Here is a 23,461-nt window from a genome sequence, read left to right on the forward strand (position 1 = left end):
CCTGCGGCAAGCCCGCTGTCGCCGTGATGTGGCGCCAGCTGCGCTTCAGACACCCTGCTGGCGCAACCAGGCGAGCAGTTGCGGTAGCGGCAGGGCACCGCTCTGGCGGGCCACTTCGCGACCGGCCCTGAACAGGATCAGGGTGGGAATCGAGCGGATGCCCAACTGCCCGGCCAGCGGCGCTTCGGCCTCGCTGTTCAGCTTGGCCAGACGCACCTGCTGGGCCAGTTCCCGAGCGGCCTGGTCGAAGACCGGCGCGAAGGCCTTGCACGGCCCGCACCAGTCGGCCCAGACGTCCAGCAGCAATGGCAGGTCGCCCTTGAGCTGGGCGGCGAAACCGGCGGCGTCGACGGCGAAGGGCTTGCCGGGCAGCACGGGGCTCTTGCAGCGCCCGCAGCGCGGCGCCTCGCCCAGGCGCGCGGCGGGGAGGCGGTTGAGGCTGTGGCAGTGCGGGCAGGGGATCAGCAGGGCGTCGGTCATGGCGGGCTCCACGAGGGCTGTCCGTTTCCTATCTGGAGGTGCGCGCAGGGAAATCAAGCGTCCGTGCCGGCTCGCCCTTGCCGGCCGCTCGCGGCGGGCTCGGCGACGAGCCTTCGAGGCCTTGGTTCAGGCCAGTCCGGTATAGATGTTGTAAGCGCTGATCAATGTGATCAGGCAGCCGACGATAGTCAGCAGGGTCCTGGCCGACAGTTTCTTGCACAGCAGGGCGGCGAACGGGGAGGCGAACAGACCGCCGAACACCAGGCCGGCGACCAGCTTCCAGGTATCCGGCTGTCCGGCTAGCAGGATGAACGACGCGGCGCTGGAAAGGGTCAGAAAGAACTCGGCGAAATTAACCGAGCCGATCGTGGTGCGCGGGTCGCTACCGGAGCCGAGCAGGCTGCTGGTGACCACCGGTCCCCAGCCGCCGCCGCCGGCGGCATCGACGAATCCGCCGAACAGGGCCAGCTTGGCCACATGCCTTGGCTCCTTGCGCTGGGCCACGTGGCGATACGCCTTGCCCAGGATGTACAGGCCCATCAGTAGCAGGTACGTGGAAATGAAGGGCTTGAGTGCCTTGCCGTCGAACTGGGTAATCAGTACGGCGCCGAGTACCGCGCCGACGATTCCCGGCAGCAGCAGGCGCAGGAACAGCGACTTGTCGACGTTGCCCAGCTTGACGTGGGCGATACCGGACAGCCCGGTGGTGAACACCTCGGCGATGTGCACGCTGGCACTGGCCGCGGCCGGCGAGGCGCCGGCGCCGAGCAGGAAAGTGGTGGCCGTGACACCGTAGGCCATGCCCAACGCGCCATCGATCATCTGCGCGAAGAAACCGACGGCGACGGCATTCCAGAAGGCCTGGCTGGCCAGGGTCCGCTCGATGATCTGCAGTCCTGTGCTGCCGCCGTTGTCGCCGAAGAACAGGCGCCAGGAAAGCAATAGCAGTAATCCTGCGAGGATCAGCACGGCTGCCCACATGGCGGCGCGCAGGACGGGATGGTTGTCCGGGTGGGAGACGATGTCTTCTACGGGGGGCAATCCCAGCGCCTGATGCTCCGCATTGAGCGGGTTCTGGCTGAGATCGAGATCGCGGATTTTCATGCAGTCGCGCCTGACAGTGGGTGGTAGAACAGGCAAAAGTGAAGCCGCCGCAAAGATAAGCGGCTTTTTTTAGAGAGTCTAAGAATGTTTGAGAAGGTTTATATGCTTTATTGGATTAAGAGCATGCGATTGCCTGCCGTGTCCGGTGTGCGGCATCCTGAGTTCCCGCGTCACGATCGACAGGAGGCGTCATGAAAGCGCTGGATGACGAAATCGGCCGCCAACTAGCCCGGGCGATAGCCGCCGGTCAATTGCGCGCCGGCGCGGGCAAGCCGCTGGAGATCGACGAGGCTTGGCTGCAGACCCCACCCGGATTGCGCATGGCTTTCCAGGTACTGAAGAGCGCCGGGATACCGCCTGCCGAGGTGGAGCTGTTCCAGCAGCGCGCCAGCCTGCAGGCCAGCTTGGCGGCGGCCGACGATAAACCCAGCCGACTGCGCCTGCAGCGCCAACTGGCCGACTTGGAACAGGACATCGCCTTTCGCCTGGAGGCGCTGCGCAAACTGGGGCAGGGCTGAGAGACCGTGACCGATGCCGATGAGAGGGTTGGTGTGACGGCACCGGTCAGGACGAGCAACTGATCTCCAGATGCTTGCCCCATTCCGGCGGGCGTTCGGCGTAGCGCTCCATGCCGGGCTGTTCGTCGAAGGGCTGGGAAAGCACCGTGTGCAGTTCGCGGACCGGGCTGTAATCTCCCCGCTCCGCCGCTTCGATGGCCTGCTGGGCCAGGTAGTTGCGCAGGATGTACTTCGGGTTGACGGCGTGCATGCGCGCGCGTCGTGCGGTCTCGTCCGCCTCGTTCTCGCGGGCCAGGCGCGCCAGGTGGTCGCCGGCCCAGGCATCGAAGCCGGCCAGGTCGACGAAATCCTCGCGCAGGCGTCGCAAGGCGGTTGCCGCCGGGCGGTCGCCCAGTTCGCGGAAGAAGCGGCTGTAGTCCACCGCGCTGCCCCGCATCAGTTGCAGGAGGCGCTGTATTCGCTCGCGGTCGTCCGCCTCCGCCGTGGTGAAGCCGAGGCGGCGGCGCATCAGTTCCAGCCAGGCGCCGTGAAACAGCGGCAGAAAGCGCTTGAGGCTGCCCAGCAGGGCGTCCTTGTCGACGAAGGGGGTCAGCGCCTGGCCCAGCGCGGAAAGGTTCCAGTGGGCGATGGGCACTTGATTGTCGAAGGAGTAGCGGCCGGTGTCGTCGGAATGGTTGCAGACGAAGCCTGGATCGAAGTCGTCGAGGAAGGCGTATGGCCCGAAATCGAAGGTGATGCCGAGGATCGACATGTTGTCGGTGTTCATCACCCCGTGGCAGAAGCCATAGGCCTGCCAGTGGGCGAGCAGCGCCGCGGTGCGTTCCAGCACCCGGTCGAAGAAGGCCCGGTAGGGATCGGGCTGGGCGAGGCAGTCGGCGAAATATTCGCCGATGACGTAGTCCAGCAACTGGCGTAGGGCCTCGTGCTGGCGGCTGTAGTAGAAGAACTCGAAATGGCCGAAACGCACATGGCTGGGGGCCAGGCGCAGCAGGGTCGCGGCGCGCTCCTCGGTTTCGCGCCAGACCGGAGTGTCCGAGGCGGTCACGCAGAGCGCCCGTGAAGTGGGAATGCCGAGGGCGTGTAGATGCTCGCTGGCGAGAAATTCGCGGATCGACGAGCGCAGCACGGCGCGGCCGTCACCCATCCGCGAATAGGGGGTCTTGCCGGCGCCCTTCAGGTGCAGGTCCCAGCGCTCGCCCGCCGTGTTGATCACTTCGCCGAGCAGCAGGCCCCGGCCATCGCCGAGTTGGGGGTTGTAGAAGCCGAACTGGTGACCGGAATAGGCCATGGCGCGTGGTTCGGCGCCCGGCCAGGGGCATTGTCCGGCGCAGTATTCGACAAGTTGCGGGTCGTCGGCCACGGCCGGTTCGAGATCGAGCAGCGCCAGCGCCGCGGGACTCGCCACCACCAGCCGCGGCGACGCGATGGGAAGCGGCGTCACCGCGGTGGAGAAGGTATCGCCGAGGCGGGCGAAGCGGTTGTCGAAGGCGAGTTCGCTCAGGCGTTTCACAACTGTCCTCCGGCGCTGCCTGGGTTAGCTCACCATAGCACGCGCGCCGCCGGAGTCACGCCTTGCCCGCCGGCTCGGGCCGCACCGTCTTGTCCGCGACGGCGCCGAGGGCCGCTTGGACCTCGCCGCTCTCGAGCAGTTGCTTCTGGCCCTTGGCGTTCTTGACGAACACGTCGACCTGGCGGAAGGCGATGTCGATCTGGTTCTCGCGGAACAACTCGTCGATGCGCCGGTTGATCTCATCGGTGGCGCGGCCACGGTCGCCCAGTTCGCGCACGTAGATGATCAGCTCGTGATCCAGGGTGCTGTCACCGAAGGTCTGGAACAATACCAGCGGCGGCGGTTCGCGCAGTACCCTGGGGTTCTCGTTGGCCGCCTGGTAGAGCAGTTCGCGCACCCGATTCAGGTTCGAGCCGTAGCCGACGCCGACCTTGAGTACCAGACGGGTGATGGTATCGGTCAGGGTCCAGTTAATGAGTTGGCTGGTGATGAAGGTCTTGTTCGGCACCACCACCATTTTTCGGTCGGAATCGACGATATGGGTGGCGCGGATATGGATGCGGTTCACCGAGCCGCTGATTCCGCCCACCGTCACCGTATCGCCAATACGTATCGGACGCTCGAAGAGGATGATCAGGCCGGAAATGAAGTTGGCGATGATCTCCTGCATGCCGAAGCCGATGCCCACCGAGAGCGCGGCGACCAGCCATTGCAGCTTGTCCCAACTGACCCCGAGGATGGACAGCGCGGTAACCAGGCCGAAGCCGTAAATGGTGTAGGAAAGCAGGGTGGTGGTGGCGTAGGCGCTGCCCTGGGCCAGCTTCAGGCGCGAGAGCACTAACATTTCCAACAGGCCTGGCAGGTTGCGCGCTAGGACCACGGTGACTACGCCGATCAGCAGGGCGGCGAGCAGGTCGCGCAGGCTGATCGGCACCAGGCCGGCGGTGGCGCCGGTGCCGCCGGTGAATTCATAGAGCACGATGTTGTCGAGGTAATCGACCACCGTGATCAGGTCAGCCCAGACCCAGTACAGGGTAGTCAGCAGCAGGCCTAATAGGGCCAGGCGGATCAACCGCAGCGACTGCTGGTTGACCTGCTCGATGTCGAGCACCGGCTCCTCCATCGTCTCGCCGGTCTCGCTGCCTTCCACCGCGGCCGCTTGGCGCTTGGCCAGCGCGCGTTGGTAGGCCAGCCGGCGCGCCGCGACCGACAGGCCGCGCACCACGGTGGCCTCGATCAGCGCCCAGAACAGCAGCACGTAAAGGGTCTGCACCAGGCGGTCGCTGAGCCGCAGGGCAGTGTAGTAGTAGCCGAGCACCAGACCGAGGATCAATCCGACCGGCAGCAGGGTGAACAGCAAGCCGATCAGCAGGTTGATCGGCGAAGCGTTCTGGCTGGCCGGGCCGCGCAGTAGGAGCTTGCCGAGCAGCCAGGCCATCAGCGAATAGCCGGACAGCAGGACGAGGATGCCGAGCACGTCGTTGTCCAGCGCACCCGGCTGGTTGCGAGCGAAGCCGACCACCCCGACCAGGGCCAGCACCACGATGGTGAAGCGACGCATCTGCTTGCGCAGGAAGGCGACCTGCAGTCGGGCCCAGCCGAAATGCAGTTCGGCCACGCCGCCGGGAGCAAGGATCTTGTAGGTGCTGTAAAGCATCAGCCAGGCCAGCGCCATGTCGTTCAGCGCGATGCCCAGGTAAGGGTTCTGGCCGCGCGCGTCCATCTGCAAGGTGTAACCGCAGAGAGCGAGGAACAGGGTGCCGGGCAGCGCCAACAGCAGGTTGAAGAGCAGTGCCAGTGGGGTATGCCGCTGGCTGTCGCGGCGGTAGTGGCCGATGTCGGCGTGCAGCGCGTCGAGCTTGCGGGTGATGGCCCCGCGCTGCCAGAGCAGCACGCCGATCAGCAGCAGCAGCGGCAGGAAGACCCAGGGGCGCTGGATCAGGCCGGAGCCCAGGTCCTTGAGGATGGTCGTCCAGGACGTGCCGGTGACCTGCTCCTGAAGGCGGTGCGGCGCCTCCTTCAGCCAGTCCACATCGAGCGGCTTGTTGCTCGGAATCCAGAACAGTTGCTCTTCCAGGGTGGCGCCCATTTTCTCGGCGGTGTCGAGCAACTGCTTCTGGTTCAACTGCAGGGTGATTTCCTCGTTGAGCAGCGCGTTGAGTTCGTGGTCGAGCCGCTCGATCAGCTCGGCGCGGCTCCTCACCAGCTCCAGCAAATCGTTGCGCATCGCCGGGTCGGCCGGCGCTTCCCCTTCGGCCACCTGTTTGGCCAGCAACTCGTCGACGTAGGCCTCGGGGTCGGTGATCTTGCCACGCGTCTGGCTGAGTTCGAACTGGTAAAGGCGGATGTCGGCGATTTCGTCGGCGAGGCGGCTGTCGATCCGCACCTGGGGCAGGGCGAGCTTCTGCTGGAAGAGAATCTTGGCCAGCAGCAGGCTGCCGCGCAGGACCTCGATCTGCTCCTCCAGGGTCTGCTCGTTCTGACTGAGGCTGTCCAGGGTGTGCTTGGTTTCCAGGTTCTGCCGGGTGCGCTCGTTGAGGCGGTCAGTGGTGCGCAGCAGGGCATCGGACAGCTTCAGGTTGGCCGCGGTCTCCTTGGCCAGCAGGCTGTCGGAGCCGGCCGCGCTGGCATCGCGCGAAAGCTCGGCGAAGGTCTCTTCGGACAACGCTTTGCGCTTTTCATTGATTGCTGCCTGCAGGTCGGCGATTTCCTTGGCCAGGCGCTGGATGCGTTCCTGCATCAGGTCGCGCTGGCTGGTGCCCAGCTCCAGGAGTTGGCTATTGCCCGCCAGTTCCTGGCGGCGCAAGGCAGTCTTGGCTTCCAAAGCGGCCAGTTCGGCCTCCAGCAGGCCGCGGCCTTCTGCGCTCAGCGGCTTGCCGCCCTGCTTGCCGCTTTTGAGGAGGGTGTTGATTTCCTGGATACGGGTCTGGTTCGCGGCGATTTCCGTCTGTGCCCGCTCCGGGCGGGTCTGCGAGCTGACCAGCAGGCTGTTGGCCTCGTTCAGCGCCTGCTGCCATTCGGCCATCTGATTGTTGCGGGTGGTCAACTGGTCCATCAGGCGTGGCAGCGAAGTGTTGCCGTTCGGCTGGGCCACTGGTTTCTGCGCGGCCTCCTTGAGGCTCTCCATCTCGCGCTGGGCGGACTTGATCTGCTGGGGCGCGTCGGCCAGGCGGCGCTTGAGTTCCTCCATGGCCTTCCCGCTCTCCTGAAGGAGATCGAGCTGGAGCAGGGTGTCTTCGAGCTGCTGCTTGATGACCGCTTGCTCGGCTTCCGGCAGCTTGCGTCCGGCCAGGTTGTCCAGGCTGGACTGCACGGCCTTGCGGCTGGGCGGTTCGGCGGCTTGAAGGGCGGGAATGTAGAGGCAAAGCGCGAGAAGAAGAACGCTGAACAGGGAACGCGAAACAGTCATGGCGTTTGGGTCTTTCGGCTGAAAAAGGCCCCAGTTTAACAAACGGAACCGTTTTCGCACCCCTGCTCGACAAACACGTTTAGATTAACAGAATAGGTGCCGAACGGCTGCCATCCTCTGGAAACTTCAGGCCAACCTTGCGCACCCGGTCGCCTTCGGTGGCCGCCACGGTCCAGGTCATGCCGTTCCATTTCACCTGATCGCCGACCACCGGATGGCCGCCGATCAGCTCGGCGATGAAACGGCCGAGCGACTGGTTGCCGTCGATGCCGTCGAGCTTCAGGCCGTAGAGCGCCGCCAGGGCGGCCAGTTCGGCATCGCCTTCGAGCACGAAGTCGCCGAAAAAGCGCAGATTCTGGCCGGTCTTGGGCGGCTGGCTGAACAGTTTGCCGAGACTCGGCAGATCTTCCTCGTGGCCGATCACGCAGAGCAGGTCGCCGATCTCCAGGCGGGTACTGCCGGACGGATGGAGCAGTTGCCGGCCACGGAACAAGGCGGCGATACGCGTGCCGTCGGGCATCTTCAGGTCGCGCAGGGCAGCGCCGATGCACCACTTGTTGGCGCTCAGGCGGTAGATGAACAGTTCCCAGCGGCTGGTGGGGTAAATCTGCAAGCCGGTCCGCGAGATCGGCGTGGGCGAAGGTGGCACCTCGACCCTGGCCTTGCGCGCCGCCCAGCCGAGGGTGCTGCCCTGCAGCAGCAGCGACACCAGCACGATGAAGAAGGCCACGTTGAAGTAGAGGTTCGCCTGCGGCAGCCCGGCCATCAGCGGAAAAACCGCGAGAATCACCGGCACCGCGCCGCGCAGGCCGACCCAGGAGATGAACAGCCGCTCGCGCAGGTGGAAGTTGCGAAACGGCAGGAGGCCGAGGAACACCGATAGCGGACGGGCGACGAGGATCATCCACAATGACAGGGCCAGTGCCGGCGCGGCGATGGGCAGCAACTGGCTGGGCGTGAGCAACAGGCCGAGGGCCAGGAACATGCCGATCTGGCTGAGCCAGGCCAGGCCGTCGAATATATGCAAGATGCCGTGGCGATTGCGGATCGGCCGGTTACCCATCAGCAGGCCGCAGACGTAGACGGCGAGGATGCCACTGCCGCCGATCGCGCCGGCGATGGCGTAGATCATGATGCCGCCGCTGACCGCCAGCAGCGGATAGAGGCCGTCGGCCACGTCGAGGTTATTGATCAGTTTCAGCAGCAGCCAGCCGCCGGCGAGGCCGAGAGCGATGCCGATGCTGAACTGTTGCAGCAGGCTGACCAGCACGCCCCAGCCGAAATCGCCCCGGCCGGAGGCGAGCATGTCGATCAGGGTCACGGTGAGGAACACCGCCATCGGGTCGTTGCTGCCCGATTCGATTTCCAGAGTGGCGCCGACCCGTTCGTTGAGCCCCTTGCCATTGAGCAGGTTGAACACCACTGCGGCGTCGGTGGAACCGACGATGGAGCCGATCAGCAAGCCCTGCATTAGGCTGAGATCGAATAGCCAGGCGGCGGCCAGCCCGGTCAGACCGGAGGTGACCGCCACGCCCAGGGTGGCCAGCGACATCGCCGGCCAGAGTGCCACGCGGAAGGTGGCCACGCGGGTGCGCATGCCGCCGTCGAGCAGGATGATCGCCAGAGCCAGGTTGCTGACCAGGAAGGTCAGGGAGTAGTCGTTGAAGACGATGCCACCGATGCCGTCGACCCCGGCGAGCATGCCCACGCCGAGGAAGATCACCAGGATCGGGATGCCGAGCCTGGTGGACAGGGAGCTGAGCAGGATACTGGAGCCCACCAGCAGCGCGCCGATCAGGAACAGGGTGTTGATGGTGGCTGCATCCAAAGCGGGGGATCTCCAAGGCGGCCGGCGGAAGCATTCGTGCTTCTATGCATGGGTCGTGCCAATTGATTAAAGCCGCTGGCTTGGCCAACTGTCAAAAGATACTGTTCGCCGGCTCGGAGAGGGGGCGTGGCGATCGGCGGCTAGCCGTTTCCGAATTCGCGAAGAGAAGCCCGGATCTGTCTGCGGCAGGGGCCGGCGGGCTATTCGCGAGACCGCCGGCGAGTCTTGCGGGGATCAGTTCGGCTGCTGTTTTTCGCTACGTCGGCGTTCGGTGACCGGGATGCCGTCGATGCCCCAGTTGTCGGTGTCCACCTCGTCGATCACCACCACGGTGGTGGCCGGGTTCTTGCCCAGCACCTCGACCAGCAGGCGGGTGGCGCCTTCGATGAGGCGGCGTTTCTGTTCGGCGGTCGCGCCTTCGCGGGTGATCTTGATGTTCACGTAGGGCATTGCTGGATTTCCTTGTGCGGGGTACGGATGGGGATCAGCCAGGTCCAGGCGAGCGCCCAGAGCAGGGCGCCGGCACCGAGGGCGAAGCTCTGCGTTAGGCTGCCGCCCTGGCCGACCCACAGCCCGGCCAGCCAGGGGCCGAGCAACTGGGCGCCGCTGTACAGGGCGATCAGCGCGGCCGACAGGCGCGGTCCCTGATGCGGCTGCAGGCTGCGGGCCAGACGTTGGGTCAGCAGCACGCTGCCGACGAAGGTCCCGCCCACCAGCACGGCGCAGAGCAGCACGCCGGTGGCGCCCGGCCAGAGCAGCGGCGCGGCGGCGCCGAGGGCCTGCAAGGCGTAGCTGGCGAGCAGCGCGCGGCGGTCGCCCAGGCGGGTGCCCAGGTGGTTCCACAGCGGAATCGACAGCAGGCAGGCGATGGCGGTCCAGCGCCAGGCGCCTTCGAGCAGCGGATCGCCGGCCGGCAACTGCTCGCGGGCCAGGGTTGGCAGGAAGGTCATCGGCAGGACGTAGCCGAGACCGGCGCCGGCATAGGCGAGAAACAGCGGCGTGCTGGCGCGGTCGAACAATGCCGTGGCGGGCGTCGCGCCGTTTCCGGCGCTGTCGGTCCGGCGCGGCGACAGGCGCAGGCGGGCGAGCAGCCAAGCGCCGAGCAGGGCCAGCGGCACGGCTAGGGCAGCCATCGGCAGCCAGCGCCAGGGGCCGGCGAGCAACTTGGCCGGCCAGTTGGCCAGACCGTTGGAGAGCAGAAGGCCGGCGGCGAAGCCGAGATAGACCAGGCCGCTGAGCCCGGCGCGCTGCCGGCTGGCCAGCCATTCGAGGACCAGCGCCGGGGCGAGGACGAACACCACGCCGTTGCTGATGCCGTTGGCCAGGCGCAGGACCAGCAGTAGTGCGTAGTCGCCGGCGAAGCATTGCGCCAGGGTCAGCAGGGCATTCGCCAGCAGTGCCAGGATCAGGCCCGGATGCAGCCGCGCCGGGCTATGGAGAGCCAGGGCGAGCAGGGCGCCGAGCAGATAGCCGACGTAATTCCAGGTCGCCAGTCGCGAGGCCTGCTGCAGATCGAACAGGCCGTCGGCGAGAAAGTGCGGCAGCAGCGGGGTGAAGGCGAAGCGGCCAAGGGCGTGGACCACCACTAGCGCGGCGCTGCCGCCCAGCAGGGCGAGGAAGATCTGATGGGGCGGTGCATTCATGGGCTGGCTCTCTTTTTTCATCTACCTTAGCGATTGCCCGGCAAATACTTCCAGTGAAAAATACTGAAGCCGATTTTCACTTTTGATGTTGTCGAGGTGCCCATGTCCTCCTGGGAGCGATTCAATCCCCAACTGCTGCGCCATTTCCTCGCGGTCAGCCGCGCCGGTTCGCTGATCGGCGCGGCCCGGGAACTGCACTGCGTGCCATCGAACGTCTCCGCGCGGCTACGCCAACTGGAGGACCAGCTCGGCGTCGCGCTGTTCCAGCGCCAGGCCCAGCGTCTGCGCCTGACCCCGGCGGGCATCCGCCTGCTGCCCCATGCCGAGCAACTGGAGCAGCTCTGTCGGGCGGCCTGGAGCTGCGTCCAGGAAGACCCGTGGGCCGGCGAGTTGCGCCTGGGCGCCATGGAGACCACCGCCGCCGTGCGCCTGCCCGAGGTGCTGGCGGCCTTTCACCGGGAAGCGCCGCGCCTCGATCTGAGCCTGGTGACCGGCACCAGCGGCCACCTGCTCGACGAAGTGCTCGCCGGGCGGCTGGACGCCGCGCTAATCGGCGGTCCCCATGAGGACCCCCGGCTGCACGGCGAGCCGATCTGGCAGGAGGAACTGGTGCTGGTACTGCCGGCGGGGCAAACCCCGGCGGATCTGTCGCAGGCGCCGGTGACCCTGCTCGGCTTTCCCTGCGGTTGCCATTACCGCGAACGGCTGGAACGCTGGAGCGAGCGCCGCCGCCTGCAGATCGGCGCGCGGCAGAGCTATGGCTCGATAGACGCGATCCTCGGCGCCGCCGCCGCCGGGATGGGCGTCGGCCTGCTGCCGCGCAGCCTGGTGGAGCTGCATCCGCGCGGGAAGCTGGTCTGCTGGCAGCCGATCGAGGTCGACCTGGCGGCGGCGCCGACGCTTCTGATGCGCCGCCGCGACGCGCCGGCGCACGCCGCGCTGGAGCGCCTGATCGAACTGCTGCGGAGCCTGCCCGCGCAACCGTCTGCTTGAGGCACGGCAAGCGGGTAAACTGTGCGACCCGAGGAGTCCGTCCGCCATGAATTACCGCCATGCCTTCCACGCCGGCAACCATGCCGATGTCTTGAAACACCTGACCCTGGCCCGCCTGATCGCCTTGCTGAAGCGCAAGGAGAGTCCCTTCGCCTACCTCGACAGTCACGCCGGCGTCGGTCTGTACGACCTCGGAGGCGACGCGGCCAGCCGTACCGGCGAATGGCGCGAGGGTATCGCCCGCCTGTGGGACGCGGCGGATCTGCCGGAGCCGGTCGCCGATTACCTGCGTGTGGTGCGTGAACTGAACGCCAACGGTGCGCTGCGCCACTACCCCGGCTCGCCCGAACTGGCGCGCCGGCTGAGCCGTCCGCAGGATCGCCTGCTGCTCAACGAGAAGCACCCCGAGGACGGTCGTCTGCTCAAGGAAAACATGGCCGGTGACCGGCGCGTCGCCGTACATCTAGGCGAAGGCTGGCATATTCCGCGAGCCCTGTTGCCGGTGGTGGAGAAGCGCGCCTTGCTGCTGATCGACCCGCCCTTCGAACAGCCCGACGAATTGGAGCGCTGCGCCCAAGCGCTGCAGGAGGCTATCGGGCGCATGCGTCAGACGGTGGTGGCGATCTGGTATCCGATCAAGGACTCGCGCCAGCTCGGACGTTTCTATCGGGACTTGCAGAAGAGCGGCGCGCCCAAGCTGCTGTGCGTCGAACTCCACGTGCATCCGGCCAGCGATGCGCAGCGCCTGAACGGCTCGGGCCTGGCGATCGCCAATCCGCCGTGGGGGCTGGAGGAAGAACTGCGCCAACTGCTGCCCTGGCTAGCTGAGCGCCTGGCGCAGACCCAGGGCGACTGGCGGCTGGACTGGCTGATCGAGGAGCAGCCGGTCGTCGCCAAACCCGCTACCCCGGCGGCCGGACGCAAGGGGCGCAAGTCATAGGGCAGATAGCTGCTCGCAGGCGCGAACCTTGCGACGCCAAGCGTCCGGCACTCTCCCCATGGGAGCGAATTCATTCGGAGCCGCGCCAACGGCGCGGCAAACGGAGGCTGGCCGTTGGGCAGAGTCGGGCGGGTGAAATACGCCAACCATGGCAATGGCCCACACCCGAGCCGAATTATGCCGATGGAGCGCAGCCAATATCGACGGATTGCATCCGCCCCACGATTTGCGGCGGCGATGGACGCGCGTGGCGCTTTTGTTGAGAAATATTCCTATTTTATAATCCACGCCTTCCGGTGCCGCCGCCATCGGTACCCGCACACAAGGGATTTTCCCGTGGCCGATGATCTCGATCGCTTGTTTCGCCTCTACCACCGTGAACTGCGGCAACTCGCCTATCGCCGACTGGGCGATCCCGAAACGGCGGCGGATTTGGCGCAGGACGCTTTCGTGCGCTATGCCGGACTGATCCGCAAGCAGCCTCGCCAGGCCATTGCCAACCCGCAATATTTTCTCTGGCGCATCCTGCGCAACCTGATCATCGACCTGCGGCGCGGCCAGGCGCGGCGCGGCGAGCAGACTTCGCTGGAGGAGGCAAAAAGCGAACTGTACGACCAGCGGCCGGGGCCGGAACGCTTGCTGGAGCTGCGCCAGCAACTGCAATTGCTCCACCGGGCGTTCGAAGAACTGCCCCCGGCCTGTCGCGACGCCTTGCTGCTCAATCGGGTCGAAGGCCTCAGCCACGCGGCCATCGCCGAACGCCTGGGCGTATCGCCGAGCATGGTCTGCAAATACATCATGCGCGCCTTGCGCCACTGCATCCGACGCTTGGGTCTGGTCGACGGAGCGAACTGACCGCCATGCCCGCACTTCCGGACGACGAGCTCGACCAGCCGCTGCCACTCCTGATCGAGGAGGCCCTGCAATGGCTGGTGCGCCTGCATGCCGGCGATGCCGCCGACGACGACTGGCTTGCCTACGAGCAGTGGTGCCGGAGCAGCCCCGAGCACCGGTCCGCGGCTCTGGTGGCCGAACGCCTGTGGCAGGAGCTGGGCAGCGTCCTGCGCCGCCCACCCCGGCGCATCGTCCCGATCGTGGGCGCGCTGCTGGCCCTGGGACTCGGCCTGGTCCTGTCCTGGCAAGGACACGAACGGGGCTGGATGGCCGATCACCGAACCGCCATGGGCGAACATCGGCACCTGGAACTGGCCGACGGGTCGCAACTGGAACTGGCGCCGGAGACGCGCCTGGACCTGGATTTCGACGCCCGGCGGCGCACCCTGCGCCTGTATGCCGGGGAACTGTACGTACGGGTGGCGAGCGACCCCGCGCGGCCTTTCCTGGTCGAAGCGGCGGATGGCAGCATCCGCGCCCTGGGCACCGGTTTCGACGTGCGCCGCGAAGGCTCGCGGGTACGCCTGGTGGTGACCGAACATGCCGTGCGCGTGAGCCGGGGCGACGAGCGGATCGACGTACAGGCCGGGCAGAGCCTGGAATACGGCGAGCACGGACTGTCCGCGCCCGTGGCGGTAGACATCGACAGCGCTACCGCCTGGCGTCGCCACCGTTTGCTGTTCGATGGCCAGCCGCTGGGCGAAGTGCTCGATGCGCTATCGCGCTACCAGCCCGGCCTGCTGCTGGTGCGCGACGAGCGGCTGCGCCGGCTGCCGGTGACCGGCCTGTTCGACACCCGCGATCCCGATGCCCTGCTGGAGTTGCTGGAGCGCTCGCTGCCGATCCGCGTCCGTCGTCTGCCCTGGGTGACCTTGATAGAGCCGGACGACAGCCGGCCCTGAGCCTGTCCGCGTTTCTCCAGCCACTTCGGCCGGCGCGATTCACTCATTCGCCAGGGGCTTCGCGCCTTGCCGGTCGCCGCTAAAAAGACCGGAATAAAGTCCTTAAAAAAGTCTTTATCATGCAAAACGTATTGGCCGACAAAGCCGTCAGCGTGTCCGAACTGAAAAAGAATTCGTCTACCGTGATCGGCAGCGCCCAAGATGGGCCGGTAGCGGTGCTGAATCACAACCGGGTGATGGGTTACATGGTGCCGGCGGCGGTATTCGAAGTGATGATCGAGCGCTTGGAGGACTTAGAGCTGGCCGAACTGGTTCGTGCCCGCGCCAACGAAAGGCCCGTGCCGATGAGCCTGGATGACCTATAGCCTGGAATTTTTGCCATCCGCGCTGAATGAGTGGGATTTGCCAAGCGTGTTGCGCGCCGCTGGCTTTGGTTGGCAGGCACGGGGGAGTCGAATCCTGCGCGAGTGTTTCGCGATGTAATTTCCAGGGCAACCCGACTCCCTTCATGACATCTTGACGAAAAGGCTGCCTGCCAAGCCCGCATCGGTCTGTCTGAAAAAAATTTCGTTCCCGCTGTCAGGTTTTCGCTCGCTGTCGTCTTCCCTGATTGAGATTAATTTTCAATTCGCTGATTTCAGCAGGGGGAGACACCATGCGGCGAGCATTCAGACGTACCCGCCTTTATCTGGCCCTGGCGACGGCCAGTGGCATCCTGATGGGCAACAGCCTTCTACTTCATGCCGTCGAACAGACGCAGCCGGGCAGCCGGCACTTCGATATCGCCCCCGGGCCGCTGGGCCAGACGCTGACCCGCTTCAGCGACCAGAGCGGCTTGCGCCTGATCGTCGCCAGCCAATTGCTCGCCGGCCACCGAAGCCCCGGACTGCAGGGCGAATACGATATCCAGCAGGGTTTGCGGCAACTGCTGGCCGGCAGCGGCCTGGTCGGTACGGTGAGCGGGGATACCCTGTTGATCGAGAAGGCCGCTCAGGGCGACGCCATGAACCTGGATATCATGCGGGTGGAAGACAACTCACTCGGCACCATTACCGAGCAGACCAAGTCCTATACGCCGGGCACTATCGCTACTGCCACCAGACTGGTGCTGACGCCTCGCGAGACACCGCAGACCGTCACGGTCGTCACTCGCCAGCATATGGACGACTTCAATCTCACCAATATCAACAAGGTGATGGATCATACGCCAGGCATCACGCGGCATGGCACGGATAACTATCGATCCTATTACTATGCCCGTGGCTACGAGATTCGAAACTTCCAATACGATGGTATCCCAATCTTGTCTGATGGCGTCAACTTCATGGGCGAGACCACAAGCGATATGATCCAATACGACCGCGTGGAGGTCATCAAGGGGGCTAGTGGTTTGACCACAGGAGCGGGTAGTCCTGGTGCTACTATCAACCTTGTGCGCAAGAAACCTACCCATGAGTTTTCCGGACACGCCACGGCCGAATATGGTCGCTGGGATAACTACCGTAGCGAATGGGATGTAGGTGGTCCCTTAGTCGAAAGCGGAAGTATTCGCGGTCGTTTTGCAACAGCCTTCCAGGATCAACAATCCTATATGGATCATTTCAAGGAGCAGAGACGAGCACTATATGGAATCTTAGAAGTGGATTTGTCCCCCAAGACGATACTGACATTCGGTGGCAACTACGACAAGACAATACCGACTGGTAGCAGTTGGGGAGGAACACCTTTTTTCGATAGTCATAATAATGAAGTTAATATATCCAGATCTTTCAATCCTGGCGCCAGTTGGAGCCGAGTGGAGCAGTTCAGCCATGCTCTCTTTACCCAACTGGATCATGAGTTCGACAATGGTTGGAGCAGTCGGGTTTATTACACCTTCCAGAGAAACGCATATGATGCGAATTTAGGGTCTTTTCAGTACACACCAAATGCTGATGATGGTAGCTCTGCTTTGGCTACTGGTCAATACAGATATAAAACGAGAAGTCAAGCACTGGAAGCCTATGCTCGTGGTCCTTTTGAACTGTTTGGGCGTATGCATGAGTTGGCAGTGGGGATCAGCGGTTATCACAACCACCTTAAGGGCTCTGGGCATAATTATATTAGGTTGCCTGTTGACAATTTCTGGGATTGGACTGGGGACGTAGAGAGACCAGACTGGGGCGGCATCCGCTATCGTGCCGAGGACCGTATTAACCAGCGTGCTGTATATGCCAGTGGCCGTTTTAGTCTAAGCGATGATCTTGCTGTGATCTTAGGAGGGCGAGTAACTAATTATCGCCGAGGTGGCGATAGTAATATGCGTGAAACGGGCGAAGTGGTTCCTTTCGCGGGTATCACCTACGACCTGAACGACAATTTTTCGCTGTATGCCAGCTACACTAAGATATTCCGGCCGCAAAGTGCCCGAGATGAAAGTTATGCCGTACTCGATCCGGACGAAGGCGATAGCTATGAAGGTGGACTCAAGGGCGAATGGTTCAATGGCCGGTTGAATGCTAGCCTAGCCTATTTCGAAATCCGCCAGGACAACCGTGCCGAGTATGTGGGTTGGAATAGTGAACGAAACGACAGCATATATGAAGGAAAGAAAGCCAAGACCAAGGGTATCGAACTAGAGGTTAGTGGCGGATTGATGCCTGGCTGGAATATCCAGGCAGGCTTTACTCATCAGGTCATTCGAGAGGATGAAACCAACGAGAAGCTGACGACCCAGGAGCCGGAGAACCAGTTCAAACTCTATACGACTTATCGGCTGCCTGGCAGATTGAGTAAAATAACCATCGGTGGTGGTGGTATTTACCAGGGCACGACCTGGTACGATGCTAAGGATGCTTTGGGTAATGACCGTCAATTCAAGAATGAAGCCTTCTGGTTGGTCAATTTGATGGGTAGATATCAGGTCACTGATAGCCTTTCAGCTACGCTAAATATAAATAACTTATTTGACAAATATTATTACTCTAGTTATGGGCAAAGATGGAATGGTATAGCTACCAAGACCTATGGCGAGCCTCGCAATATGATGTTGACGACCCGCTGGGATTTTTAATCGTCGCTCCTTTCAACGTCGGCGGCTGTTGGATATCGAGTTCGACACAATCGCAGGCTTGAATCAGACACAACGGATACGACGCCATTATTCGATCGGATATTCAAGGCCGAGGCTTTTGCACGGCCCGAACGACTCCGTGCCGGCCGAGGTCACTTGACGAGCCGATCCGGATAATGGCAGCGTTCGTTGCTACCGGGTTCTTGTCAATGTCACGCAGCGGGGGATATTCAGGAATACTCGATATCGAATAGCTGCCAGGCCTCAGGACATATGCCATGCATATAAATCCCGACAACTTTCTTGAAACTCCCGAAGGCCGAGTCGTTACGCCCGAGCGAAACCGGCGTGCCTGGCAACGGTGCCATGCGGCACTGGAGAAGGCACTGGCAACGGCATCGGGCGAAAAGCACCTGTTCGTTCTCGTCGGACCTCAAGGCGCGGGTAAAACCACATGGGCTAGGGCGCTGCTTGCCCGGCTGCCAGGGCAATCGCATGAAATGCCTGCCCCATACCGGACTGGAAAGATTGTGTGAGCCTTGATATAGCTGCTTGCCGAGTAGCAGGACAGTCCCTGTTTCGGCCCCCGGCGAGTCACTTTTTCTTGTCTGGCCAAGAAAAAGTAACCAAAAAGAAGGCTACCTCCCTCATCCGGCCCTGCGCTTCGCTCCGGGTTCCCTCCCTGCGTCGCTACTCCAGGGGCACGTCCCGCAGGGCCATCCATGGCCCTCGGGCCTTTCGCCGCATCCATGCGGCTCATTCCCTTGCGCGACGACTCCGCTCGGCCTTCTGAAGGGGGAGTCCGGCGCGGTCTGACAGGCCGTGCCGCAAGCGCGAAAGCGCTTTCAGGCAACCCGGAGCCCGATTCCCGTCAGGAGGCCGAGCGCAGGTGTCGCACAGAGGGGCGAGCCGTAGGGAGGCGGCGAATGATGCTCTGGTTGCCATACCCGGATACGACACTGCTGCCGGTCACCGGTCATCGTGCCACGCAATCCGCGATTACCAGCGAAGTCCGGGGCATCGTCGAGCCACCATAGCGCTTCAAGTCGACTCCATCCCGTGGCTCGGCTTGACTGAGCCTCGGACAACACAGGAGGACGGCGGATGGATCTTCTGATCAATATCGACGTCGACGATCTTGAGAAGGCGGTTCGTTTCTACGGCACCGCCTTCGCATTGCGTATCGGCCGCCGCTTCGGAGACCTTGGCGTGGAAATGATCGGAGGCTCGACCCCCATCTACCTGCTTGCCAAGGCAGCGGGGACGCCGGTATCGGATCTGACTTCGCAGGTTCGGAACTATGCGCGCCACTGGACGCCGACTCATCTGGATTTCGTCGTCGAAGAGATCGAGGGCGCCGTCGAAAGAGCGGTTCGAGCGGGCGCGTGGCTCGAGGAGCCCATCGCGACGCACGCATGGGGCAGGCTGGCACTCATGAGCGACCCGTTCGGTCACGGGTTCTGTTTCGTGCAGTTCCTCGGTCGTGGCTACGACGAAATTGCGGATTGATGGGCATGGGCCGAGGCCGTACAGGCCGCGTCGACGCTCGACGCGGCATATATGAATGACTCGCCGGGGGGGCGCACGCCTATCGCCGGCCTCAGGCCGGTGGCAAGCATACCCCGGTGCCGCCCAGTCCGCAGTAGCCGCCGGGATTCTTCGCCAGGTACTGCTGGTGATAGTCCTCGGCATAGTAGAAGGGTGGGGCGTCGGCGATTTCCGTAGTGACCGGACCGTAGCCGGCCCGCGCCAGTTCCACCTGGAAGCGTTCCCGGCTGGCTTCGGCACTGGCGCGCTGGCTGGCATCGAAGCAGTAGATCGCCGAGCGGTACTGGGTACCGATGTCGTTACCCTGGCGCATGCCCTGGGTCGGATCGTGGATTTCCCAGAAGACCTTCAGCAGCGTCCGGTAATCCGTTTCCCGCGGGTCGAACACCACCAGCACCACTTCGGTGTGCCCGGTCAGGCCGGAGCAGACCTCCTCGTAGGTCGGGTTCGGCGTGAGGCCGCCGGCATAGCCGACCGCCGTGGTCCACACGCCGGGCTGCTGCCAGAAGCGCCGCTCGGCGCCCCAAAAGCAGCCGAGACCGAACAGCGCCTGCCGCATTCCGGCCGGGAAGGGTGGTTTCAAAGGATGGCCGTTAACGTAGTGGGCCGCTGGCACCGGCATGGCTTCGGCGCGTCCGGGCAGGGCCTGGCCGGGATCGGGCAAGGCCAGTTCGTGGGCGGGAATCTGCGAGCGCAGCACCATGGGGTATCTCCTTGGCTGGGCGACGAGGCGTCGTGGTTGTCCTGGGGCCGTTAAGGCACAGTTTTAACACCGGGTCCGCGCCGATAGAACCTTTTCCGACCAGCATACCCGTCCCGCTTGTCTCGCGGCCTTGGGCACGGCCACGAAGGGGCTTATCCGAACCAGCGGCGTAGCGACGCGCGCGTCATGCCTTGGCGCGTGGTTCGCGCACCAGCAGCGCGTCGCAGGGGAGCCAGTCGAGCAGCTTGGCGGCGGTGCTGCCCAGCAGCAGGCTCATGATCCGGCTGCCGCCGTGGCTGCCCAGCGCCACCAGTTCGATATCCTGCTCGCGCACGTAGCGCGTCAGCGTGCTTTCGACCGGGCCATATTCGATCACGGTATGCACCTTTACGCCTGCGGGAAGCGCACTGGCAGCCAGGAAGGCGGCGCATTCGCTTTCCTTGGCGACGATGCCGTCGCCGGCAGACGGCGGAGCGTCGGCCAGCCCGGCCAGCGGGATCGCATAGGCGTGGTACAGGATCAGCTCGCGCCCCGGAAAGAGGCGGGCGGTGGTCAGCAGGGCATGGCGGGACGACTCCGAGAAATCGCTGGCCACGAGGATGCGCCGATAGGCTTGCCGCGCCCGGTCGTGCACCACCAGCAAGGGCTGCGGGAGCGAGCGCGCCAGGTTTTCGACGGTCGAGCCCAGTAGCCGCTGCCCCAGCGCTTTGCTGCACGATACGCCGGTGACGATCAGGTCGGCCTGGATGGCTGTCGCGGTGTCGCGGATGGCGGCCGCCGCATCGTTGCCATGAACGATGCGCAGGGTCACCGGAACGGGCATCGCCGCTAGATCGCGGGTAAGCTGCTTGCGGGCCATGTGCAGAAGCTGTTCTTCGTTTTCCCCGCTGGCCCAGGCCAACGCCTGGTCCGGAGCGGTGGGGGTAAGGACGTTCAGCGCGACCAGTTCTGCTTGCCATTCGTCGGTCAATTGGGTGGCTCGGTCCAGGGCCCGGTCGCAACACGCGCTGAACTCGGTGGCCAGCAGGAGGTGACGGGGCGTGGCGTCGGTCGAGGAGGTTGCGGTCATGGCGATCTTTCCTTGGACGATTGAGATCTCACGCCTGATTCAGGCGTGAGGCCAGGCGGGTACGCCGGATGACGAACTTTTCCAGTTCGGCCACGCAGAACACCAGCAAGCCGGCGGCCAGCACCTTGCCCCACTCCAGTGCCGTCAGGTCGGTCGAGCCGAAGATGGCTTGCATGACCTGCATGTGGGTGAAGGCGATCTGCAACGGGATGCAGGCGGCGATGGCCAGCAAGACGTAGCGGTTGCCCGTCAATCCCTCCAGGCTGGCGACCGGCGAGAGGATGAAGCGGCTGTTGAGCAGGTAGAACATTTCCGATACGACCACGGCATTGACGGCCATCGTGCGGGCGGTTTCGATGCCCGTGCCGTCGTTCAGCTCCCAGAGGAAAAGCCCCAGCGCGCCGGCCATCATCAGCAGCGAGACCATCAGCACCCGCCAAACGAAGAAGCCGGACAGCAAGGGTTCGCCGGGCGGCCGCGGACGGCGGTTCATGATGCCGCGCTCGGCCGGCTCGAAGGCCAGTGCCAGGCCGAGCGTGCTGGAAGTGACCATGTTGATCCACAGCACCTGGGCTGGCGTCAGCGGCAGGGTCAGCTCGAAAAGGATGGCGGCGATCACCACCAGCGCCTCGCCGCCGTTGGTGGGGAGCATGAACAGGATGAACTTCTTCAGGTTGTCGTAGACGGCCCGGCCTTCGCGCACGGCGGCGACGATGGTGGCGAAATTGTCGTCGGCCAGCACCATGTCGGACGCTTCCTTGGCGGCCTCGGTGCCTTTCATGCCCATCGCCACGCCCACGTCGGCGCGTTTCAGGGCCGGCGCGTCGTTCACCCCATCGCCGGTCATCGCCACCACCTGGCCGTTATCCTGGAGCGCCTGCACCAGGCGCAGCTTGTGTTCCGGGCTGGCCCGCGCGAAGACGTCCACTTCCAGCGCCACGCGGCGCAGGGCGGCATCGTCCATCATGGCCACCTCCGCACCCGTGATCGCGGGCTTGCCGACGCCGATGGCGAGTTGGGCGCCGATGGCGCGCGCCGTCTCGGCATGGTCGCCGGTGATCATCTTGACCCGAATGCCGGCGCGGTGGCATTCGCCCACGGCATGCATGGCTTCCTCGCGGGGCGGATCGATGATGCCGACCAGAGCCAGCAATACATAGCCCGATTCCGTGTCGGCGAAGCTCAGGCCGCCGTCGAGCGGGGCCGCCTGCTTGCAGGCCAGGGCCAGCAGACGCAAGCCCTCGGCCGCCGTGTCGGTTGCCATGCGCCGCCAGTAATCGACCTCCAGCGGTCGCTCGCCATCGTGGTTCAACTGTGTGACACACATGTCGAGAACGCGTTCCGGGGCACCCTTGACGAAGATCCACGGCGCGTCGTCGGCATCCTGGTGATAGGTGGCCATGAAGTGGTGCTGCGACTCGAAGGGGATGGAGTCGAGCCGCGGCCATGCCTCGTCGCCCTGGCGCTGGGTGAAGCCGGTCTTGCCGCCCAGCACCAGCAGGGCGCCCTCCGTGGGGTCGCCCTCCACCTGCCATAGGCCGTTCTCCTCGCGCAGGCGGGCATCGTTGCACAGCACGCCGGCGCGGATGGCCAGGGCCAGCACCGGGTAGCGCTCGGCCTCGACGATCCGCCCGTCGACGCTCAGGTTGCCCACCGGGGCGTAGCCCACGCCGCCGACGTCGAACACGTGTCCGGCGCAGACCATGCGTTGCACGGTCATTTCGTTGCGGGTCAGCGTGCCGGTCTTGTCCGAGCAGATCACCGTCACCGAGCCCAGGGCTTCCACCGCCAGCAGGCGGTAGATGATGGCGTTGCGCCTGGCCATACTCTGCACGCCGAGGGCCAGCGTCACGGTCATGATCGCCGGCAGTCCCTCGGGAATCGCCGAAGCGGCCAGGGCCACCACCATCATGAACATTTCCGAAGGCGCGTGGCCGCGCCACAGGGTCCCGAGCACAAAGGTCGCGGTCGACATGCCGAGAATGGCCAGGGCCAGCACCCGGCCGAAACGGTCCACCTGGCGCAGCAGCGGCGTGGCCGGGCTCTGGATGCCGGCCAGCATCTGGTTGATCTTGCCGATTTCGGTGGCCGCGCCGGTCGTCACGACTATTCCGTAGGCCTGTCCGTAGATTACCAGCGTGCCCGAGTAGGCCATGCAGTAACGGTCGCCCAACGGGGCGTCGGCGGCCACGGCTTCCTCATGCTTTTCGACGGGCAGGGATTCGCCGGTCAGGGCCGCCTCTTCAACGCGCAAATCCTTGATCGCGACCAGGCGCAGATCGGCGGGCACCCGGTCGCCGGAGGCGATCACCACCAGATCGCCCGGCACCAAATCGGCTGCATCGATCTCGCGGTGGACACCGTCGCGGATCACGGTCGCATGCGTAGAGAGCATGGCGTGGATCGCATCGAGCGCCGATTCGGCCTTGCCTTCTTGGATGAAGCCGATGATAGCGTTGATGACCACCGCCATTAGCAGCACCCCCGTGTCGATCCAGTGTCCGAGCAGGGCGGTGGTGACGGCCGCGCCCATCATTACGTACAGCAGGATGTTGTGGAATTGCATCAGCAGCCGCATCAGCGGCCCGCGCCGTTTCGGTGGCGCCAGGCGGTTCGGTCCGTACTGGGCTAGGCGGCGGCGGGCTTCCGCCTCCGGCAGACCGCCCGTTCCGGTTCGCAGCATCTGCTCGATCCGCTCTTGCGACAACGTATGCCAGTCGGCTGGTTGAGGCGTTTTTGGGGGAGCGGTGGAGCGGTCGGTCATCGGTACGGCCTGTCCGTGGTCTTGGTGGAGTAATGGTTGCCAAGTGTCGGATTGCGGAGTCTAGAAGAAGAATGCCAGAGAGTCCGGCCAGTCATGGGCAGAGT

At 64.4% G+C, this 23,461-nt stretch carries 18 protein-coding genes; 8 read left to right on the forward strand and 10 right to left on the reverse strand.

Going from position 1 to position 23,461, the window contains the following annotated elements; translation table 11 throughout:
* Positions 1 to 45: 45 nt before the first annotated feature.
* Entirely contained in the window at positions 46 to 480 is a 435-nt protein-coding gene (trxC, locus tag ACGI6K_RS02145) for a thioredoxin TrxC (RefSeq protein ID WP_376944161.1), read from the reverse strand.
* Positions 481 to 606: 126 nt separating this feature from the next.
* Positions 607 to 1,584 (reverse strand): sulfite exporter TauE/SafE family protein, encoded by a 978-nt coding sequence (locus ACGI6K_RS02150; protein WP_376944159.1) that lies wholly within the window; start codon positions 1,582 to 1,584, stop codon positions 607 to 609.
* 191 nt (positions 1,585 to 1,775) lie between these two features.
* On the opposite strand from ACGI6K_RS02150, the gene ACGI6K_RS02155 reads away from it, so the two are divergent.
* Entirely contained in the window at positions 1,776 to 2,102 is a 327-nt protein-coding gene (locus tag ACGI6K_RS02155; RefSeq protein ID WP_376944157.1) for a DnaJ family domain-containing protein, read from the forward strand.
* A gap of 46 nt (positions 2,103 to 2,148) precedes the next feature.
* Here the strand turns inward: ACGI6K_RS02155 and selO are convergent, their stop codons facing one another.
* The 5 genes from selO to ACGI6K_RS02180 form a co-directional block, all read right to left on the reverse strand.
* On the reverse strand, positions 2,149 to 3,612 hold the full coding sequence (gene selO, locus ACGI6K_RS02160; RefSeq protein WP_376944155.1) for a protein adenylyltransferase SelO: 1,464 nt from the start codon (positions 3,610 to 3,612) through the stop codon (positions 2,149 to 2,151).
* Between the two features lie 55 nt (positions 3,613 to 3,667).
* Positions 3,668 to 7,021 carry a mechanosensitive channel MscK gene (gene mscK, locus ACGI6K_RS02165; RefSeq protein ID WP_376944153.1) on the reverse strand — a complete coding sequence of 1,118 codons (3,354 nt, stop codon included), beginning with the start codon at positions 7,019 to 7,021 and terminating at the stop codon, positions 3,668 to 3,670.
* A 79-nt stretch (positions 7,022 to 7,100) separates the two neighbouring features.
* Positions 7,101 to 8,849 carry a potassium/proton antiporter gene (locus tag ACGI6K_RS02170; RefSeq protein WP_376944151.1) on the reverse strand — a complete coding sequence of 583 codons (1,749 nt, stop codon included), beginning with the start codon at positions 8,847 to 8,849 and terminating at the stop codon, positions 7,101 to 7,103.
* Positions 8,850 to 9,083: 234 nt separating this feature from the next.
* Complete coding sequence (locus ACGI6K_RS02175; protein ID WP_376944149.1) at positions 9,084 to 9,299, reverse strand: 2-hydroxymuconate tautomerase family protein; 216 nt, start codon at positions 9,297 to 9,299, stop codon at positions 9,084 to 9,086.
* Positions 9,287 to 10,492, reverse strand: coding sequence for a YbfB/YjiJ family MFS transporter (locus tag ACGI6K_RS02180; protein ID WP_376944147.1), 1,206 nt, complete (start codon positions 10,490 to 10,492; stop codon positions 9,287 to 9,289). The genes ACGI6K_RS02175 and ACGI6K_RS02180 overlap by 13 nt, the downstream gene beginning before the upstream one ends.
* Positions 10,493 to 10,594: 102 nt before the next feature.
* Here ACGI6K_RS02180 and ACGI6K_RS02185 point away from each other — a divergent pair, with 102 nt between their 5' ends.
* The 7 genes from ACGI6K_RS02185 (at position 10,595) to ACGI6K_RS02215 (ending at position 18,782) form a co-directional block, all read left to right on the forward strand.
* Positions 10,595 to 11,485 (forward strand): LysR substrate-binding domain-containing protein, encoded by an 891-nt coding sequence (locus ACGI6K_RS02185; protein ID WP_376944145.1) that lies wholly within the window; start codon positions 10,595 to 10,597, stop codon positions 11,483 to 11,485.
* Positions 11,486 to 11,531: 46 nt separating this feature from the next.
* Positions 11,532 to 12,425, forward strand: coding sequence for a 23S rRNA (adenine(2030)-N(6))-methyltransferase RlmJ (locus ACGI6K_RS02190; protein ID WP_376944143.1), 894 nt, complete (start codon positions 11,532 to 11,534; stop codon positions 12,423 to 12,425).
* Positions 12,426 to 12,761: 336 nt separating this feature from the next.
* A complete protein-coding gene (locus ACGI6K_RS02195; RefSeq protein WP_376944141.1) occupies positions 12,762 to 13,280 on the forward strand; it encodes an RNA polymerase sigma factor in 519 nt (172 codons plus the stop codon).
* Between the two features lie 5 nt (positions 13,281 to 13,285).
* Positions 13,286 to 14,221 carry a FecR family protein gene (locus ACGI6K_RS02200; RefSeq protein ID WP_376944139.1) on the forward strand — a complete coding sequence of 312 codons (936 nt, stop codon included), beginning with the start codon at positions 13,286 to 13,288 and terminating at the stop codon, positions 14,219 to 14,221.
* 119 nt (positions 14,222 to 14,340) lie between these two features.
* A complete protein-coding gene (locus tag ACGI6K_RS02205) occupies positions 14,341 to 14,586 on the forward strand; it encodes a type II toxin-antitoxin system Phd/YefM family antitoxin (protein ID WP_376944137.1) in 246 nt (81 codons plus the stop codon).
* A 290-nt stretch (positions 14,587 to 14,876) separates the two neighbouring features.
* Positions 14,877 to 17,273: a TonB-dependent siderophore receptor gene (locus ACGI6K_RS02210; RefSeq protein WP_376944135.1), complete on the forward strand. Its 2,397-nt coding sequence runs from the start codon at positions 14,877 to 14,879 to the stop codon at positions 17,271 to 17,273.
* A 1,104-nt stretch (positions 17,274 to 18,377) separates the two neighbouring features.
* Complete coding sequence (locus ACGI6K_RS02215; protein ID WP_376944133.1) at positions 18,378 to 18,782, forward strand: VOC family protein; 405 nt, start codon at positions 18,378 to 18,380, stop codon at positions 18,780 to 18,782.
* Positions 18,783 to 18,873: 91 nt separating this feature from the next.
* Here ACGI6K_RS02215 and msrA read toward each other — a convergent pair whose 3' ends face one another.
* The 3 genes from msrA to ACGI6K_RS02230 all read right to left on the reverse strand — a co-directional run bounded on the left by msrA (position 18,874) and on the right by ACGI6K_RS02230 (position 23,357).
* On the reverse strand, positions 18,874 to 19,524 hold the full coding sequence (msrA, locus tag ACGI6K_RS02220; RefSeq protein ID WP_376944131.1) for a peptide-methionine (S)-S-oxide reductase MsrA: 651 nt from the start codon (positions 19,522 to 19,524) through the stop codon (positions 18,874 to 18,876).
* 184 nt (positions 19,525 to 19,708) lie between these two features.
* The gene (locus ACGI6K_RS02225) at positions 19,709 to 20,593 is read right to left on the reverse strand and encodes a universal stress protein (RefSeq protein WP_376944129.1); all 885 of its coding nucleotides are present in this window, start codon (positions 20,591 to 20,593) and stop codon (positions 19,709 to 19,711) included.
* 28 nt (positions 20,594 to 20,621) lie between these two features.
* The gene (locus ACGI6K_RS02230) at positions 20,622 to 23,357 is read right to left on the reverse strand and encodes a cation-transporting P-type ATPase (protein WP_376944127.1); all 2,736 of its coding nucleotides are present in this window, start codon (positions 23,355 to 23,357) and stop codon (positions 20,622 to 20,624) included.
* Positions 23,358 to 23,461 lie beyond the last annotated feature (104 nt).

Source organism: Azorhizophilus paspali (assembly GCF_043587585.2).
GTDB classification, from domain to species: Bacteria; Pseudomonadota; Gammaproteobacteria; order Pseudomonadales; family Pseudomonadaceae; genus Azotobacter; species Azotobacter paspali.